Annotated in this window: 15 protein-coding genes; 9 read left to right on the forward strand and 6 right to left on the reverse strand. The window is 72.6% G+C overall.

Annotated elements, in window-relative coordinates:
• Positions 1 to 4: 4 nt before the first annotated feature.
• A complete protein-coding gene (locus AC07VX_RS11475) occupies positions 5 to 703 on the reverse strand; it encodes a fumarylacetoacetate hydrolase family protein (RefSeq protein WP_493164858.1) in 699 nt (232 codons plus the stop codon).
• Here AC07VX_RS11475 and AC07VX_RS11480 point away from each other — a divergent pair.
• Positions 702 to 1601, forward strand: a complete 900-nt coding sequence (locus AC07VX_RS11480; RefSeq protein WP_493164859.1) for a septal ring lytic transglycosylase RlpA family protein — start codon at positions 702 to 704, stop codon at positions 1599 to 1601. The genes AC07VX_RS11475 and AC07VX_RS11480 overlap by 2 nt on opposite strands.
• Here the strand turns inward: AC07VX_RS11480 and AC07VX_RS11485 are convergent.
• Entirely contained in the window at positions 1598 to 2347 is a 750-nt protein-coding gene (locus AC07VX_RS11485; RefSeq protein WP_493164860.1) for an SDR family oxidoreductase, read from the reverse strand. The two genes, AC07VX_RS11480 and AC07VX_RS11485, sit on opposite strands and share 4 nt — an antisense overlap.
• 34 nt (positions 2348 to 2381) lie before the next feature.
• Between AC07VX_RS11485 and AC07VX_RS11490 the strand changes: the two genes are divergently transcribed.
• The 3 genes from AC07VX_RS11490 to AC07VX_RS11500 are packed head-to-tail and all read left to right on the forward strand — an operon-like array spanning position 2382 to position 5217.
• Positions 2382 to 3575: a GGDEF domain-containing protein gene (locus AC07VX_RS11490; RefSeq protein WP_493183887.1), complete on the forward strand. Its 1194-nt coding sequence runs from the start codon at positions 2382 to 2384 to the stop codon at positions 3573 to 3575.
• Positions 3572 to 4735 carry a GGDEF domain-containing protein gene (locus AC07VX_RS11495; protein ID WP_493164862.1) on the forward strand — a complete coding sequence of 388 codons (1164 nt, stop codon included), beginning with the start codon at positions 3572 to 3574 and terminating at the stop codon, positions 4733 to 4735. Before AC07VX_RS11490 ends, AC07VX_RS11495 begins: the two co-directional genes overlap by 4 nt.
• The gene (locus AC07VX_RS11500; RefSeq protein WP_493164863.1) at positions 4735 to 5217 is read left to right on the forward strand and encodes a hypothetical protein; all 483 of its coding nucleotides are present in this window, start codon (positions 4735 to 4737) and stop codon (positions 5215 to 5217) included. Before AC07VX_RS11495 ends, AC07VX_RS11500 begins: the two co-directional genes overlap by 1 nt.
• Here AC07VX_RS11500 and AC07VX_RS11505 read toward each other — a convergent pair.
• Positions 5214 to 6245, reverse strand: coding sequence for an alpha/beta hydrolase-fold protein (locus AC07VX_RS11505; protein ID WP_493164864.1), 1032 nt, complete (start codon positions 6243 to 6245; stop codon positions 5214 to 5216). The genes AC07VX_RS11500 and AC07VX_RS11505 overlap by 4 nt on opposite strands.
• An 80-nt stretch (positions 6246 to 6325) precedes the next feature.
• On the opposite strand from AC07VX_RS11505, the gene AC07VX_RS11510 reads away from it, so the two are divergent.
• From AC07VX_RS11510 to AC07VX_RS11520, 3 genes are all read left to right on the forward strand, one after another.
• Positions 6326 to 6928 (forward strand): DUF4337 domain-containing protein, encoded by a 603-nt coding sequence (locus AC07VX_RS11510; protein WP_493164865.1) that lies wholly within the window; start codon positions 6326 to 6328, stop codon positions 6926 to 6928.
• 117 nt (positions 6929 to 7045) lie between these two features.
• Entirely contained in the window at positions 7046 to 8224 is a 1179-nt protein-coding gene (locus AC07VX_RS11515; protein WP_493164866.1) for a M64 family metallopeptidase, read from the forward strand.
• An 11-nt stretch (positions 8225 to 8235) separates the two neighbouring features.
• Positions 8236 to 8811 carry a hypothetical protein gene (locus AC07VX_RS11520; protein ID WP_493164867.1) on the forward strand — a complete coding sequence of 192 codons (576 nt, stop codon included), beginning with the start codon at positions 8236 to 8238 and terminating at the stop codon, positions 8809 to 8811.
• A gap of 27 nt (positions 8812 to 8838) precedes the next feature.
• On the opposite strand, the gene AC07VX_RS11525 is transcribed toward AC07VX_RS11520, so the two are convergent.
• Both AC07VX_RS11525 and AC07VX_RS11530 read right to left on the reverse strand, forming a co-directional pair.
• Positions 8839 to 10878 carry a M13 family metallopeptidase gene (locus tag AC07VX_RS11525; protein WP_493164868.1) on the reverse strand — a complete coding sequence of 680 codons (2040 nt, stop codon included), beginning with the start codon at positions 10876 to 10878 and terminating at the stop codon, positions 8839 to 8841.
• A gap of 61 nt (positions 10879 to 10939) precedes the next feature.
• Positions 10940 to 11503 carry a YdeI/OmpD-associated family protein gene (locus tag AC07VX_RS11530; RefSeq protein WP_493164869.1) on the reverse strand — a complete coding sequence of 188 codons (564 nt, stop codon included), beginning with the start codon at positions 11501 to 11503 and terminating at the stop codon, positions 10940 to 10942.
• A gap of 33 nt (positions 11504 to 11536) precedes the next feature.
• Here AC07VX_RS11530 and AC07VX_RS11535 point away from each other — a divergent pair, with 33 nt between their 5' ends.
• On the forward strand, positions 11537 to 12469 hold the full coding sequence (locus AC07VX_RS11535; RefSeq protein WP_493164870.1) for an NAD(P)-dependent oxidoreductase: 933 nt from the start codon (positions 11537 to 11539) through the stop codon (positions 12467 to 12469).
• Here AC07VX_RS11535 and AC07VX_RS11540 read toward each other — a convergent pair whose 3' ends face one another.
• Positions 12470 to 12715 carry a hypothetical protein gene (locus tag AC07VX_RS11540; RefSeq protein ID WP_493164871.1) on the reverse strand — a complete coding sequence of 82 codons (246 nt, stop codon included), beginning with the start codon at positions 12713 to 12715 and terminating at the stop codon, positions 12470 to 12472.
• Positions 12716 to 12979: 264 nt separating this feature from the next.
• Between AC07VX_RS11540 and AC07VX_RS11545 the strand changes: the two genes are divergently transcribed.
• Positions 12980 to 14482 carry a TonB C-terminal domain-containing protein gene (locus tag AC07VX_RS11545; protein WP_493164872.1) on the forward strand — a complete coding sequence of 501 codons (1503 nt, stop codon included), beginning with the start codon at positions 12980 to 12982 and terminating at the stop codon, positions 14480 to 14482.
• Positions 14483 to 14506 lie beyond the last annotated feature (24 nt).

Genomic DNA, 14506 nt, shown 5'->3' on the forward strand with positions numbered 1-14506 from the left:
CCGCTCACTCCGCCGGGCCGACCGTCAGGCTGATCTCGCCCAGCCCCTCGATGCGGCCGACGAGCACATCGCCGGCCACCACGGCGCCAACGCCTGCCGGCGTGCCGGTGTAGATCAGGTCGCCGGGGTGCAGGTGGTAGAGATGGCTCAGGTTCGAGACGATCTCCGCCTGGTTCCAGATCATGTCGGCCAGATCGCCGTGCTGCTTCTCCACGCCGTTCACCGCCAGGGTGATAGCCCCCTTGGCGAGCAGGCCCAGTTCGCTCTTGCGCACGATCTCGCCCAGGATGGCCGACTGGTCGAAGCCCTTGGCCGTGTCCCAGGGTTTGCCAGCAGCCTTGGCCGCGGCCTGCAGATCGCGGCGCGTCATGTCCAGGCCCGCGGCATAGCCCCAGATCGCGGCCAAGGCGGCCTCGGGCGTGACCTTGAACACCGGCGCACCGAGGGCTAGCACCAGCTCCATCTCGTAGTGGTAGTTCCTGGTCTCGGTCGGGTAGGGCACGGTCGCGCCCGAGGGCGTCAGGGCCGTCGCCGGCTTGGTGAAGTAGAACGGCGGCTCGCGCGTCGGGTCGGCGCCCATCTCGCGGGCATGATCGGCATAGTTGCGGCCGACGCAGAAGATGCGGCGCACCGCGTAGCGCGCGTCCGTGCCGCGGACGGCGGCGCTGGGAATCTCGGCCGGTGGAAAGACGAAATTGCTCATGGCATGGCTTCGACGATGGAAGGACAGCGCGCAGCATACTGGGCTGGCCCTGCTGCTGCTCGCGCTGGCCGGCTGTGCCACGCGCGCCCCCGCGCCGACCGAACCTTCCGGGCGTGACGGCCCGCCGCCCAGCCCGCCCGCCGACCTGGCCCGCGTGCCAGACGCCGTGCCGCGGCTGGAGCCGATCCGCGTCGGCGGCCCCAACAAGCCTTACGAGGTGCAGGGCGAGCGCTACCAGCCCATCGTCACCGACACGCCGTTCGCCGAGCGCGGCCTCGCCTCCTGGTACGGCCGCCAGTTCCATGGCCGCCCCACGGCCAGCGGCGAGGTCTACAACATGTACGCGATGACGGCGGCCCATCCCACGCTGCCCATCCCCAGCTATGCCCGCGTGCGCAACCCGGCCAACGGCCGCGAGGTCATCGTGCGCGTCAACGACCGCGGCCCCTTCCACAAGGGCCGCGTCATCGACCTCAGCTACACGGCCGCGCTCAAGCTGGACCTGCTACGCGGCGTGGCCCATGTCGAAGTCAGGCGCATCACCTATGCCGAGATCCGCGCCGGCCTGTGGACCGCGCCGGCCGGCGAGCCGTCGCCGGTCTTCGTGCCCGACACGCCCCAGGGCGGGCCTCAGCGCGAGACGACACCGGGCGCCGCCGCCAGCGGCAGCTACTGGCTGCAGTTCGGCGCCTTCGCCAGGCTGGACGGCGCCGAGACGCTGCGCCAGCGCGTGGCCGAGGCCGACCTGGCACTGCTGCCGCTGCTGACCATCGTGCGCGAAGCCGGCAGGCACCACCTGCGCGCCGGGCCCTTCCCGAGCCTGGACGAGGCGCGCGCAACGGCCGCGCGGCTGCGCGACGAGAACGGCCTGGAGTCCAGCCTGGTCGAGAAACGCTAGCGGCCCCCGCCCACGTCCAGCAACGCACCGACTGTGTAGCTGGCCGCATCGCCGAGGAGCCAGACGACGGCCGCCGCGACCTCCTCGGGTCGTCCCAGGCGCTGGATGGGGATGGTCGATGCCGCGCCGCTCGCGTCCATGCCGCTGTTGGCGTGGATGTCGGTCTCGATGATGCCGGGCCGCACGCCGTTGACACGGATGCCCTCGGCGATCAGTTCGCGGGCCAGGCCCTTGGTCAGCGTGTCGACGGCGCCCTTGGTGGCCGCGTAGTCGACATAGATGCCGGCCGAGCCGAACTCGGCTGCGCGCGAGCTGAGGTTGACGATCGCCCCGCCCGCGCCGCCCTGCTGCGTGCTCATGCGCCGCGCGGCCTGCTGGCAGCACAGCAGCGTGCCGATGACGTTAACGTCGAAAAGGCGGCGCCAGCGCCCGGTCGTCATCGCGGCCAGCCGCGCGGCCGGTGCCACGATGCCGGCGTTGTTGACGAGGCCCGCCAGCCGGCCGCCGGCCGCGTCCAGGCGCTCGAACATCGCCGCCACCCGGGCCTCGTCGGCCACGTCGGCCTGTAGGCACAGCGCGCGCCGGCCCAGGGCCTGCACGCGCGCGGCCAGCGCCTCGGCCGCACCGCCATCGCGGGCGTAGTTGATGGCCACGTCCCAGCCGGCAGCGGCGCAACCCAGCACCGTCGCTGCGCCGATGCCGCGCGATCCTCCGGTGATCAATACCCAATCCGACATGGCCGGCATTGTGGCGTTCTCGGAGAAGATGCAAGACCTGCCCATGGAATTCCTCGACGTCCCCACGATCCTCAAGGTCAGCGCCGTCTTCAACGTGATGGCAGCCCTGGCGTGGCTGACGCTAGCCCAGCTGTTCCGCATCGCGCCGCGCGCCAGCCGGCTGATGGCGGCGGGCCATCTCGTGCGCGTCCTGTCGCAAGGCTGCGGCGACTGCCTGGCCGGCTGGCCGGCGCTGCTGCGCCAGGCCGTCCCCGAGTTCGGCCGGCTGGCCTGCATGCTGCTGTTGCTGCTGGCGCTGCGGCGCATGCTGCGCAGCCGCCAGCGCCCGCAGGACCTGGCCTGGGTGGGCGGCCTCGGCGCGCTGGCCATCGCGCTGGGCCTGGCCAGCGGCTCGGGCCTCGCGCCCCAGGTCGCGGGCACGGTCACGGCCACGCTGCTGGGCCTGCTGGCCGTGCGCGAGGTCGTGCGCGGCATCGGCGGCCAGCTATCGCGCCCCTTCGTCGCCTGCATGGCCCTGCCCTTCGTGACACTCGTCGCCGCCTGCGGCATCCACGCCGTCGAACTGCTGCTCGTGCCCGGCTGGGACGACCACTTCCTCAGCGGCAGGCTGCCCTCCCCCGCACGCGCGGTACTGTGGTTCGTCATCACCGCCGGCATCACGCTGAGCCTGCTCGCGCTGATGATCTGGCGCCTCGTCACGCGCATCCAGCACCTCACCTACCGCGACCCGCTGACTGGCGCGCTAAACCGCCGCGCCTTCGAGCAGGCGCTGGCCGCCGCCCAGGCCCAGCTGCTGCGCGGCCGCGGCTTCGCGCTGGCGATGATCGACATCGACCACTTCAAGCGCATCAACGACGACCACGGCCATCAGGCCGGCGACGCGGCCCTGCAGCACTGCGTGCGCGTCTGGCAGGCCGGGCTGCGCGAGGTGGACAGCCTCGGCCGCCTGGGCGGCGAGGAGTTCTGCGTGCTGCTCCCGCTGGGCGCGCCGGGCGACCTGGCCACCGCCGCCGCCGTGGCCGAGCGGCTGCGCAGCCAGCTCGCCGCCCAGCCGCTGCGCTGGAAGGACGCCGAGCTCCGGCTGTCGGCCAGCTTCGGCGTGGCCCTGCCGGTGGTGGGCGACGCCCGGGGCGAGGTGGCCCTGGTGCGCGCCGATGCCGAGCTCTACCGCGCCAAGGCCGAGGGCCGCAACCGCGTCTGCGTGGCGACGCACCTGCTGTCGGCGGCGCCCGCATGATGGTGACGGCCACCCAGACCCAGACCCTGCTGGCCAGCATCATCTTCATTGCCGGCCTGGCCGCGCTGGTGTGGCTGTCGCTGGCACTGATCGCCCGCATCGCGCCGCGCGCCTCGCTGGCCATGGCCTGCGCGAACGCCGCCGCCGCGGCCTCGCTGTCGCTGCACGCACTGCGCGGCATGCTGCCCGATACCCTCACCTACTGGCCCGGCGACGTGCTGGCCGTCGCCTCTTTCGCGCTGCTGGGCGCGGCGGTGTCGGGAATCACGCTGCGCCAGCTGGCCTGGCAGCCGGGTGCCGTCACCGTGGCCGCAGCGGCCCTGCTGCTGCTGGCACTGCCCTACGAGGGCGACCTGCGCTGGCAGGCGCGCATCGTCAACGCCGCCGGCGCCGGCCTGACGCTGGCGGCGGGCCTGACGGCCTGGCGCGCCCTCGGCGGCCGGGCCGGCGCTCGGCGCACGCCAGCACCGCTGGCCCTGCCCCTCTTCCTCATCGCCGCGCTTATGGCCGTGCGCGGGCTGGAGACCCTTGTTCATCCCGGCACCACGCCCGACTTGCGCGTGCCCACCGAGTTCAACATCGTCTTCCTGTGGACGGCCCTGGTGCTGACGCTGCTGCAGAACGCGACGCTGGCCTTCCTGGTGCTGATGCGCCTCATCCTGCGCATCGAGCGCCTGCTCGAACGCGACCCGCTGACCGACACGCTGAACCGCCGCGCCTTCGACCAGTCGCTGGAGCATGCCCACGCCTGGCTCACGCGCGGCCGCGGCTATGCCATCGTCATGATTGACATGGACCGCTTCAAGCAGCTCAACGACAGCCTGGGACACGCCGCCGGCGACGCCGCGCTGCGCCAGATGGTGCAGGAGCTGCAGCCCTGCGTGCGCGAGGTCGACCGCTTCGGCCGCATGGGCGGCGAGGAGTTCTGCGTGCTACTGCCCGACACCGACATCGCCGGCGCGGCCCTCGTGGCCGAACGCATGCGCAGCCTCGTCGACGCCACGCCGCTGCACTGGCTGGAGCAGGACTGGCATCTGAGCGCCAGCTTCGGCATCGCCGAGGCCGAGCGCGGCGACGCCAGCTGCGACGCGGTGCTGGCGCGCGCCGACGCGGCCCTCTATCGCGCCAAGCACCAGGGCCGCAACGTGGTGCAAGCCTGATGGACGCCGACGACATCACCCAGGCCCTGCTCGACTTCCTCGTCGGCATCGGCATCGAGGTGCGCGAGAGGGCGGTGCCGGCCGACAGCTTCCTGCCCGGCATCCGCCTTGTCGCCGGCTGCCTGGTGGTGGACCGCGCGGCGCTGCGCTGGCCGGGCGACCTGTTGCACGAGGCCGGCCACATCGCGACGACGCCGGCCGCCCTGCGCGCCACGCTGGACGACCAGCTCGCCGACGACCCCGTCATCCCCCACCGCGGCGAGGCCGAGGCCACGGCCTGGGCCTGGGCCGCGCTGACCCGGCTGGGCCTGCCCCCGGACCTGCTCTTCCACCCGGGCGGCTACCACGGCCACTCGGCCGGCCTGGCCCTCACCTATGCGATGGGCGTCTACCCCGGCGCAGCCGGCCTCGCCCAGGCCGGCATGACCCGGCTCGGCGGCGCCGACGGCTATCCGCGCATGCTGCGCTGGCTGCGCGGCTAGGGCCCGGCGTGGCGGAAATAGGCATCCACGCCGAGCAGCATCTCCTCGCTGACCTGGCTCCAGTAATGGAAGCTGTGGCCGCCCGCGTCCTCACGGTAGTCGGGCTCCAGGCCCAGTTCGTCCAGCGCCGCCCGCAGGGCACGGTTGGTCGGCAGCAACTCGTCCTGCGTGCCGCAGCGAAGCACCAGCGGCATCGGCAGGCGGCCGGCACGCCTGACGTCGGCGATCAGCTCGTCCGGATAGCTGCCGCTCAGCGCGAAGGCATGGCCCCAGCGCTGCGGCGCAGCCAGCGGCAGCTTCACCGCGCCATAGCCGCCCATGGACATGCCGGCGATCGCCGACTGCGCGCGCGACGGCGCCAGGCCGTAGTGCTGCCTCAGCCAGGCCGGCAGCTCGTCAACGATGAAGCGCTCGGCCGGGCCGTCGTAGCGCCGGCCGTTGCTGCTCGGCATGACGATGACGAAGGGCTGCGCGCGGCCGCCGGCGATGAGGCGGTCGGCATAACGCTCGACATGCGCGGTGCGGAACCACTGGTCGGCATCCATGCCGCCGCCGTGCAGCAGCGTCAGCACCGGCAGGGCCTGGCCCGGCCGGAAGCCCGGCGGCAGATAGACATTGACCTTGGCCGGACGGCCGAAGGCGGCCGACGGCACGGCGTGCGTCTGCACCCGGCCGCGGCCCGTGGCGGGCGGCGTCCAAGGCCCTTCGCCGACGAAGACGAAGGAATGCTGGCCGCCCTGGCCGTCGGCATCATGGTCGGGCGTGGCGGGGTCGTGGACCCAGCGGCCATCGACGACGAACTTGTAGAGCCACTGCCCCGGCGCCAGGTCGAGCTGCAGCCGCCACACGCCGTCGGCGCCGCGGGCCATCGGCCGCTTGCCGGCGTCCCAATCCGTCATCTCACCGGCCAGGAAGACCTGCCGCGCGGCCGGCGCCCGCAGGGCGAAGCCGACACGCTCGGCCCGGACCGCAGAGGCGGCGACCGCAAGGAGGAGGCAGACGAGACAGGACAGCAGCTTGGCTTTCATTCGGCTTGCAGGGAGGTCGTCGGAGGCCGCGAGATTGCCACAGCAGGCCACACTTGCGTCCTTCACCCGCCGCTCCTGCCATGGACCTCGATCCCAAAGATCTCATCGACCGGGCCACCGAAGCCCGCAAGGAAGCCAGCGCCGCGCGCCTGAACGCCGCCGTCGCCATCACCGTGGCCGTGCTCGCGACCTTCATGGGCATCTGCAAGGTGAAGGACGACAACATCGTCCAGGCCATGCAACAGGCCCAGGCCGACAAGCTCGACCACTGGGCCTACTACCAGGCGCGCAACATCCGCGCCGATGTCGCCGAGGCCGCCGCGACCCAGCTCGAACTGGCGCGTGCCAGCGCGCCGGCCGCCCAGGCCGAGGCCCATGACAAGGCCATCGCCGCCTACCGCGCCAAGGCGGCGGACCAGACCAGGAAGCGCGACGAGCTCAAGGCGCTGGCCGAGGCCGACCAGAAGAACTATGACGCGCTGAACTATCGCGACGACCAGTTCGACCTGTCCGACGCCCTGCTGGCCATCGCCATCGCGCTGCTGGCCGTGACGGCGCTCACCAAGCTCTGGCCGCTGTTCTTCGTGTCCCTGGTGCCCACCTTCTTCGGCGTGCTGATGGGCGTCGCCGGCCTGGCCGCCTTGCCCATCCATCCGGACATGCTGGTCCGTTTGCTGTCCTGATGCGGCGCGGCGTCCTCCAGGTTCAGGATGCCGCCCCCTAGCTTGGCCCGCGCAAGCCCCCGGCACGGCGCCTAGATTTCCAGCGAGCGCGTCCGTCAACGCGCCAGGGAGATCCAGATGCTGCGCCACCTGCTGCTGCTCGGCTTCGTACTGCCCCTGCTCGCCGCCTGCGCGGGCACACCGGTCGTCAACGCCCTGCACAACCCGCTCTACCGGGCCGAGAACCACACCTCCACGATCACCGTGCGCGCCACCGAGCCGCGCGACGGCATCGCCGAGATCCGCATCGACGCGGTCGTCGGCGAGCTGACGGCCTGCAACGCCGGCAGCTTCTCCTTCCCCAGCCTCATTCCCTGCCGCAGCAACGCGGTGGCGCTCGGCGCGGTGTGCAGCTTCGCCAACGTCAAGACCGAGGTGAGCTGCAGCCTGCCCATCGCCATCACGCCGCGCCGCCTCGTCACCTACTCGGCCAGCGCGCGCAGCGGCGGCAACCGCACGAGCTCGGCGCCGGCCGTCACCTACGCCGGCGGCGCGCCGCTGACGCAGGCCACGCTGCGCCTGCCGCTGATCGGCAACATCCCCATCGCCTGGGAGACCGCACGCCCCATCATCTGGCGCACCGACGCACCGTCCTCGGCCACGGACCGCGGCGACAAGATCGACTGGGGCCTGGTGCCCGATCCCGACATGCCCAGCTATCGCGCCTTCACCGACGACCTGCAGCCCATGGTGCTGGCCCTGTTCTACACGGACACCAACAACTTCACGCAGTGGACGCGCTTCTGGAAGGGCCTGTTCAACGTCTGGGCCGGCCCGGCCGGCGGCAACGGCGAGGGCTGCACGCGCACCTTCGCCGAGCCCGCGGCGACGGTGCGCGCCGCCTTCGACGGCACGCAGATCCTGCACCGCAACGCCTTCCGCGACTGCGCCTCCATCTCGCTCGGCGGCGGCGCCGGCACGGCCCAGACCAACCTCGGCGACGCGGCCTGGGTCATGCTGCACGAGGCCGGCCATTTCCTGTTCGGCCTGGGCGACGAATACGTGGGCGGCGGCAACTCGTCCATCTCCACACCCAAGAACGTGTTCGGCTCCAAGGCAGCCTGCGAGTCCGCGTCGACGGCCAACAGCCTGCCTATCGCGCAATGCGTGCAGATCGGCAGCACCGGCACCTGGCGCAACGACGACGGCCAGGCCACGACGATGGAGGACCGTGTGCTCAACAGCGACTGGCGCACGCTGGCCGGCCGTGCGATGGGCACGCGCATCAACAAGTGCACCAGCGGTGCCTGCTACTGAAGGAGGCCGCCATGACATCCCACCCCCTCCTGCCGGCCCTCCTGCTGCTCGCCCTCGCCGGCGCGGCCTCGGCCCAGTCGGCCGCCGATGGCGAGGCCCAGCCGCGCGCCTCGGACGGCGGCAAGGCCGTGCTCACCGAACCGCGTCCGCTGGCGGAGTCGGAAGACCCGGTCAATGCGCGCGTGCTGGCCGAGACGGCCAACGGCCTGGCCGTCAGCTTGACGCTGGACGGCAGCACCGTCAGGCTGGACTCCGCCGTCGCCGCGCGCGTGCCCAGGCGGCAGGCCCGGGCCACGCGCGAGGACGGCGACCTGGTGACGCTCACCGGCCTGTCCGGCGGTCGCGTCGTCGCGAAAACGACCGTGCCCGACGCCGTGCTCAACGCCAGCGAGGGCGACGGCCTCGTGACGCTGACACGGCGCCAGATCTCCGCCGTGCTGGTGGCCGACGCACCCATCGACACGCTGCAGGTCAGCGCGCCCGCCACGGCCGCCAGCGCAACGCTGGATGTGCGTGCCGCCTACGCACGGCTGTGCGAGGCCGCACCCGACCACGCCTGGTGCCCGAAGCGGACCGCGCCGCGCTGAGCGGCGGCGGCGGCGGCGGCGCTCAGTTCACCAGACCTTGCAGTGCTGGCCGGCCGGCTTGACGAGCCGGGCACCCGGCTTGCACGCAAACGCCTTCTCGAACTCCGGCATGTTGACGACGACGCCGTTGATGCGCCAGCGGGCCGGCGAATGCGGGTCCACCTTGGCCTGCACGCGCAGCGCCTCGGGCCGGGCGTCGGCGCAGTCCCATTGCGCGAAGCCGACGAAGAAGCGCTGCTCGGGCGTCAGGCCGTCGCGGTTTTCCAGCGTCTTGCCGGTCATGTGCACCTTCCAGGCCTCCCAGGCCAGCACCAGGCCGCCGAGGTCGGCGAGGTCTTCGCCCAGCGTCAGCCTGGAATTGATCCTGATGTCGTCGACGACCGGGTAGGTCGCGTACTGGTCGGCCACGCAGGCGGCGCGCTTCTCGAATTCCTGGCCGTCCTTCTTCGTCCACCAGTTCTTCAGATTGCCCTGCGCGTCGAACTGGCGGCCCTCGTCGTCGAAGCCGTGCGTCAGCTCGTGGCCGACGGTGCCGCCGGTGTTGCCGTAGTTGGGCGCCTCGTCCATGCGCACGTCGTACAGCGGCGCCTGCAGCACGCCGGCGGGGAAGTTGATGTCGTTCATCTGCGCGTCGTAGTAGGCGTTCACCGTCTGCGGCGTCATGCTCCACTCGCCGCGGTCCAGCGGCTGGCCGATCTTGGCGAGGCGGCGCTTCGCTTCGAACGCATTGCCGCGCATGACGTTGCCGAGGAAGTCGCTGCGCTGCACGGCGAAGGCCGCGTAGTCGCGCCAGCGCTCGGGGTAGCCGACCTTGTTGACGATGGCCTTCAGCTTGGCATGGGCGCGCGCCTTGGTCTCGGCGCTCATCCAGGTCAGGCCGTCGATGGAGCGACCCATCGCGGCCTCTATCTCGTCGGTCATCTGCACCGTGGCTGCCTTGAGGTCGGGCGTGAAGTTGCGCGCGACGAACTCCTGGCCCAGGGCCTCGCCGAGCTGTGCATCGACGAGCTGCACGCAGCGCTTCCAGCGCGCCTTGAGCTGCGGCGTGCCGTGCAGGGCCTGGCCATAGAAGTCGAAGTTGGCCTGCACGAAGCCGTTGTCCAGCGCGGGCGCCAGGCTGCTGGCGAGCTGCCAGCGCAGATAGGTCTTCACATCGGCCAGGGGCATGGCGGCCAGCCGCGCCCCCAGAGCCTTGAAGAAGGCCGGCTCGGTGACGTTGTAGCGCGCATGCCAGGGCGCCGTGCCGAGTGCCGCCTGGTAGCCGGCCCAGTCGAAGCCGGGCATCAGCGCCTTCAGGCCGCGGGCGTCGACGACGTGGAAGGTCTTGTAGGGATCGCGCTTGTCGACCTTGCTCAGCGACGCGCGGGCCAGCACCGTCTCGGTGGCCAGCACGGCGCGCGCCTGCGCCCCGGCGGCCTCGGGCGAGTCGCCCAGCAGCTGGAAGACCTGGGCCACATGGGCCTCGTAGGCGGCGCGGATCTTCAGCGTCTTGGCGTCGCGCTTGAGGTAGTAGTCGCGGTCGGGCAGGCCCAGGCCGCCGGCCGAGGCGAAGGCGATCTGGCGCGTCGCGTCGGCAAAGTCCTGGCCCGCGCTGAAGCCGAAGAAGAGGCGGTCGTTGCCGGCGGCGAGCTGCAGCGCGGCCAGCAGCGCGGGCAGGTCCTTGCGGTCCTTCAGCGCGGCGATGCGGTCCAGCAGCGGCTGCAGGCCTTTCAGGCCGGCGGCCTGCACGGCGCCCTCGTCCATGCAGGCAGCGAAGTAGTCGCCCAGCTTGGCCTGTGCGGGCGTGCGCTCGGCCGCGTCACCCAGCTTGTTCAGCACGCCCCAGAGGTAGCGCTGGTTCTCGTTGGCCATCTTGGCGTAGACCGACCAGCGGGACTGGTCCGCCGGGATGGGATTGGTCTTCGTCCAGGCCCCGCAGGCGAACTTGTAGAGGTCGTCGCAGGGGTCGGCCGTGCGGTCCATGGCCGTCACGTCCAGGCTGGGCGTGTAGGGCAAGGCGTCGAGCGGCGTTTCGGCCGCATGGGCCAGCGTGGCCGCGAGCAGGGCGGGCAGCAGCAATCGTTTCATGATGGGGCGAGGCAATTTGAAGTGCCGCGATTGTGGTGCGCCCCGCCCGGCCAGCCATTCGTCAGAGGAGCCGCCGGCCCTCGATGGCGGCGGCAATGAGCAGCGCCAGCCGTCGCTCGCGTGTGGCTTCCTGCTTGGCGCTCAGCACGCGGCGCAGCATCTGGCGCTTCCAGCCCGGCGGCTGGGCCTCGAACCAGGCCCAGGCCTTGCGCTGGCGCCGAAAGCGCTTCTCCAGCTCGGGCGGCAGCGCCACCTCGCCCTCATGCTCGTAGGCGTAGACGATGCTGCGCCGCTCGGAGCGCTTGTCGAAGGCCGCCAGGCCCGCCGGCTGCATGCGCCCCTCGGCCGTCAGCACGGCGACGCGGTCGATGTTGATGCGGCTCCAGATCGACGTGGGCCGGCGCGGCGTGAAGCGGATCTGGTAGCGCAGTTCATCGACACGCTTGCGCACGCCGTCGATCCAGCCAACGCACAGGGCTTCGTCCACCGACTCGGGCCAGGTCATGCTCGGGACGCCGGAGCCGACCTTGTGATAGCCCACGACCATCTCGGCCGCCGTGCCGGCGTGCTCGGCCAGCCAGGCGCGGAATTCCTCGGGCGAAGCGAAATAGCGGGGTTCAGCCATGATGTGCGCATTCTGATTCGACCTGCCCCACCCATGACCACCCTGCTGCTGCTCGTCGCCATCGCCGACGAACACAAGGCCTTGCTGCTGGACCGTTTCCGCGTCATCGACGCACCCACCGCCGCCGCACGCGCCGCGGCCCTCGCGGCCCATGCCGACGAGATCGAGCTGGTGCTGACGAACGGCGCGACCGGCTTCACCGCCGCCGAGATCGCCGCCTGCCCGAGACTGAAGCTGCTGGCCGCCCAGGGCGCCGGCTACGAGAACCTCGACGTGGCCGCCGCCAAGGCGCGCGGCATCGCGGTGTGCAACGGCGCCGGCACCAACGACGACTGCGTGGCCGACCACTCGATGGCCCTGCTGCTGGCTAGCGTGCGTGCGCTGCCGCAGCAGGGTGCGGCGCTGCGGGCCGGCGTCTGGCGCGACTCGCTGCCCCTCTTCCCGCACTTCAAGGGCCGCCGCCTGGGCGTCATCGGCCTGGGCGCCATCGGCCGCAAGATCGCCGCGCGGGCCGCAGCCTTCGGCATGGTCATCGGCTATCACAACCGCCGCCCGCGCGCTGACGCCGACGGCGCGACCTGGTTCGACAGCGCCACCGCCCTGGCCGCCTGGGCGGACGACCTCGTCGTCGCCGCGCCCGGTGGCGCCGCCACGAAGCACATCGTCAACGCCGCGGTGCTCGCCGCCCTCGGCCCCGGCGGCCATGTCGTCAACATCGCCCGCGGCAGCTGCGTGGACACCACCGCCCTGGCCGCCGCGCTGCAGGCCGGCCAGATCGCCGGCGCGGCGCTGGATGTCTACGAGAGCGAGCCGCAGCCACCGCAGGAGCTGCTGGGCCTGGACAACGTCATCCTGACGCCCCACGTGGCCGGCTGGTCGCCCCAGGCCATCCGCGCGACGGTGGAGAACTTCATCGCCAACGCCGAGGCCTGCCTGCGCGGCGAGGCCTTGTCGACGCCGGTCTAGCTAGCGCCTGCCCTCCAGCACCTGGCTCTCGCTGCGCGGTGCGTACTGGCGCCGGCCGCCTTCCTCCAGCGCCACCTCGGCGGCCAGCCGCCCGAGCTGAGTGCCGGCCCGCGGCTGCAACGCCAGCCTCTCGGGCAGGTCGGGCAGGCGCGTCTCGGCGGCCTCGGTCACCCCGCGCAGCGGCTGGCGGCGTGCGAACAGCGCGTGCAGGGTCAGCAGGCGGCGGGGCGTGGGCAGGGGCTTCATGGGACCTCCGGGGCAAGGGCTTGCAGGAACAGACGACATGGCGGCCCGGACTGCGACAGTCCCCGCCGGTCCACCCCTCGCCACTGCCTCGTCCGGATGCCGGGCCGACCTGGACGACACCGGCCGGCACCCCCTGAACCTGAGGGCAACCCGCAGCCGGGCCACACGGCCGCCTGACGACAATGGGCGGATGCGATTCAAGAGGCGCCCACCCGAGCCGAGCCGGCCCTGCCATGGCCGCGGCATGGTGGCGGCGGGCCGGGCTTGAGCCGCTGGTCCAGCGACCCCAGCCGCACGCCGACGCCCGCCTCGCCCCGGCGGCGCAGCGGCCCGGCGCGGGCCCTGCTGGTCTCGCTGGCCGTCCATGCGCTGCTGCTGAGCCTGAGCTTCGGCGGCGAAGGGCTGGGCCTGCCCGGTCTGGCCCTGCCCTGGCAGGCCCGCCGCGCCGAAGTGCCCGACCTGCGCATCGTGCTGGCGACGCCCCAAGCCGAGCCACTGCCGGCGCCTGAACCGCCGCCCGAGCCATCCACGCCGCCTTCACCCGCAGCGCCCCGCGCCGAGGCGGCTGACGAGGCGCCGCCGCCGACGCTGGCGGCACCCGCCGCGGCCGTGGCCCCCGCCGTCATCGCCGTGGACAAGCCCGCCGAGGCCCGCTGGACGGTACCCGCCACGCTGCCGGCCTCCGCCCCGGTCATCGCCGCCTTTGACGCAGCCTCCAGCCCGGTGGCCGAGGTCACGCGGCTGCGCCCGGCGCGCGACACGGCGCTGGACCGCGAAGCCCAGCTACGGGCTGCCGAGCTGGCCCAACTGGACCGCGCCGGCCGCGAAACGCAACTGCAGGCTCAGCAGCAGGTGGAGCGCCTGGCCGCCGCCCAGGCGGAAGCCGAGCGCCTGGAGGCCGCCCGCAAGGAAGCGGCGCGCCTTGAGGCGGCCCGTGCCGAGGCCGCGCGGCTGGACGCCGAGCGACAGGACGCCCAGCGGCAAGCGGCCGCAAAGCAGGAAGCCGCGCGTGCCGAGGCGGCCCGGCAGGACGCCGAGCGCCAGGACGCGGCCCGCCGCGCTGCCGTCCGGCAGGAGGCGGCGCGCCGGGAAGCCGCCCAGGCCGAGGCCGCTCGCGCCGAGGCGGCCCGGCAGGAGCTCGCCCGGCAAGAAGCGGCACGCGCCGACGCCGCCCGACAGGCCGCGGCGCGCCAGGACGCCGCCAGGCAGGAGGCCGCGCGTCAGGAAGCGGCCCGCCTGGAGGCGGGCCGGCAGGAGCTCGCCCGCGCCCAGGCCGCCAGGCTGGCCGAGGCCAAGGCCGCCGAGGAGCAGCGCGAGGCCCGGCTGCGCGCCATCGGCCAGCAATTGAACGAGGAGGCCGCCAGGCGCGACGCGGCTCGGCAGGCGCAGTCCAACCTGCCGTCCTCCTGGAGTAGCGCCCGCCGCGGCCGGCTGTTCGGGCGCACGGATGCCAACGCCGAGATGGTGCTCTACGCCGAGGCCTGGGCGCGCAAGATCCAGCTGAACCAGACGCTGGACCTCGTCCGCGACGCGCTCAGGCAGCCCTACGCCGACCCGCTCGTGACCGTGGCCATCCGCGCCGACGGCACGGTGGAGTCTGTCAGCTTCTACCGCTCCAGCGGCGTGCCGGCCCTGGACGAAGCGATCCGCCGCGTCATCGAGAGCCAGGCCAACTACCCAGCCTTCACGCCGGCACTGGCGCGGGAGTACGACGTCATCGAGATCCGCCGCACCTGGCATTTCGACTCCGCGATCCGGCTTTACTGAGGCCAGGGTTCCCCCGTCCCTCTT

The sequence above is a fragment of the Roseateles sp. GW821-FHT03B02 genome, assembly GCF_059421025.1.

Excerpts from the sequence above, each read along its gene's own strand:
- AC07VX_RS11475 (WP_493164858.1), bottom strand. The coding sequence starts at position 703 with ATGAGCAATTTCGTCTTTCCACCGGCCGAGATTCCCAGCGCCGCCGTC.
- AC07VX_RS11515 (WP_493164866.1), top strand. The coding sequence starts at position 7,046 with ATGCTGCGCCACCTGCTGCTGCTCGGCTTCGTACTGCCCCTGCTCGCC.
- AC07VX_RS11485 (WP_493164860.1), bottom strand. The coding sequence starts at position 2,347 with ATGCCGGCCATGTCGGATTGGGTATTGATCACCGGAGGATCGCGCGGC.
- AC07VX_RS11500 (WP_493164863.1), top strand. The coding sequence starts at position 4,735 with ATGGACGCCGACGACATCACCCAGGCCCTGCTCGACTTCCTCGTCGGC.
- AC07VX_RS11520 (WP_493164867.1), top strand. The coding sequence starts at position 8,236 with ATGACATCCCACCCCCTCCTGCCGGCCCTCCTGCTGCTCGCCCTCGCC.
- AC07VX_RS11540 (WP_493164871.1), bottom strand. The coding sequence starts at position 12,715 with ATGAAGCCCCTGCCCACGCCCCGCCGCCTGCTGACCCTGCACGCGCTG.
- AC07VX_RS11530 (WP_493164869.1), bottom strand. The coding sequence starts at position 11,503 with ATGGCTGAACCCCGCTATTTCGCTTCGCCCGAGGAATTCCGCGCCTGG.
- AC07VX_RS11490 (WP_493183887.1), top strand. The coding sequence starts at position 2,382 with ATGGAATTCCTCGACGTCCCCACGATCCTCAAGGTCAGCGCCGTCTTC.
- AC07VX_RS11495 (WP_493164862.1), top strand. The coding sequence starts at position 3,572 with ATGATGGTGACGGCCACCCAGACCCAGACCCTGCTGGCCAGCATCATC.
- AC07VX_RS11535 (WP_493164870.1), top strand. The coding sequence starts at position 11,537 with ATGACCACCCTGCTGCTGCTCGTCGCCATCGCCGACGAACACAAGGCC.
- AC07VX_RS11505 (WP_493164864.1), bottom strand. The coding sequence starts at position 6,245 with ATGAAAGCCAAGCTGCTGTCCTGTCTCGTCTGCCTCCTCCTTGCGGTC.
- AC07VX_RS11510 (WP_493164865.1), top strand. The coding sequence starts at position 6,326 with ATGGACCTCGATCCCAAAGATCTCATCGACCGGGCCACCGAAGCCCGC.
- AC07VX_RS11480 (WP_493164859.1), top strand. The coding sequence starts at position 702 with ATGGCATGGCTTCGACGATGGAAGGACAGCGCGCAGCATACTGGGCTG.
- AC07VX_RS11525 (WP_493164868.1), bottom strand. The coding sequence starts at position 10,878 with ATGAAACGATTGCTGCTGCCCGCCCTGCTCGCGGCCACGCTGGCCCAT.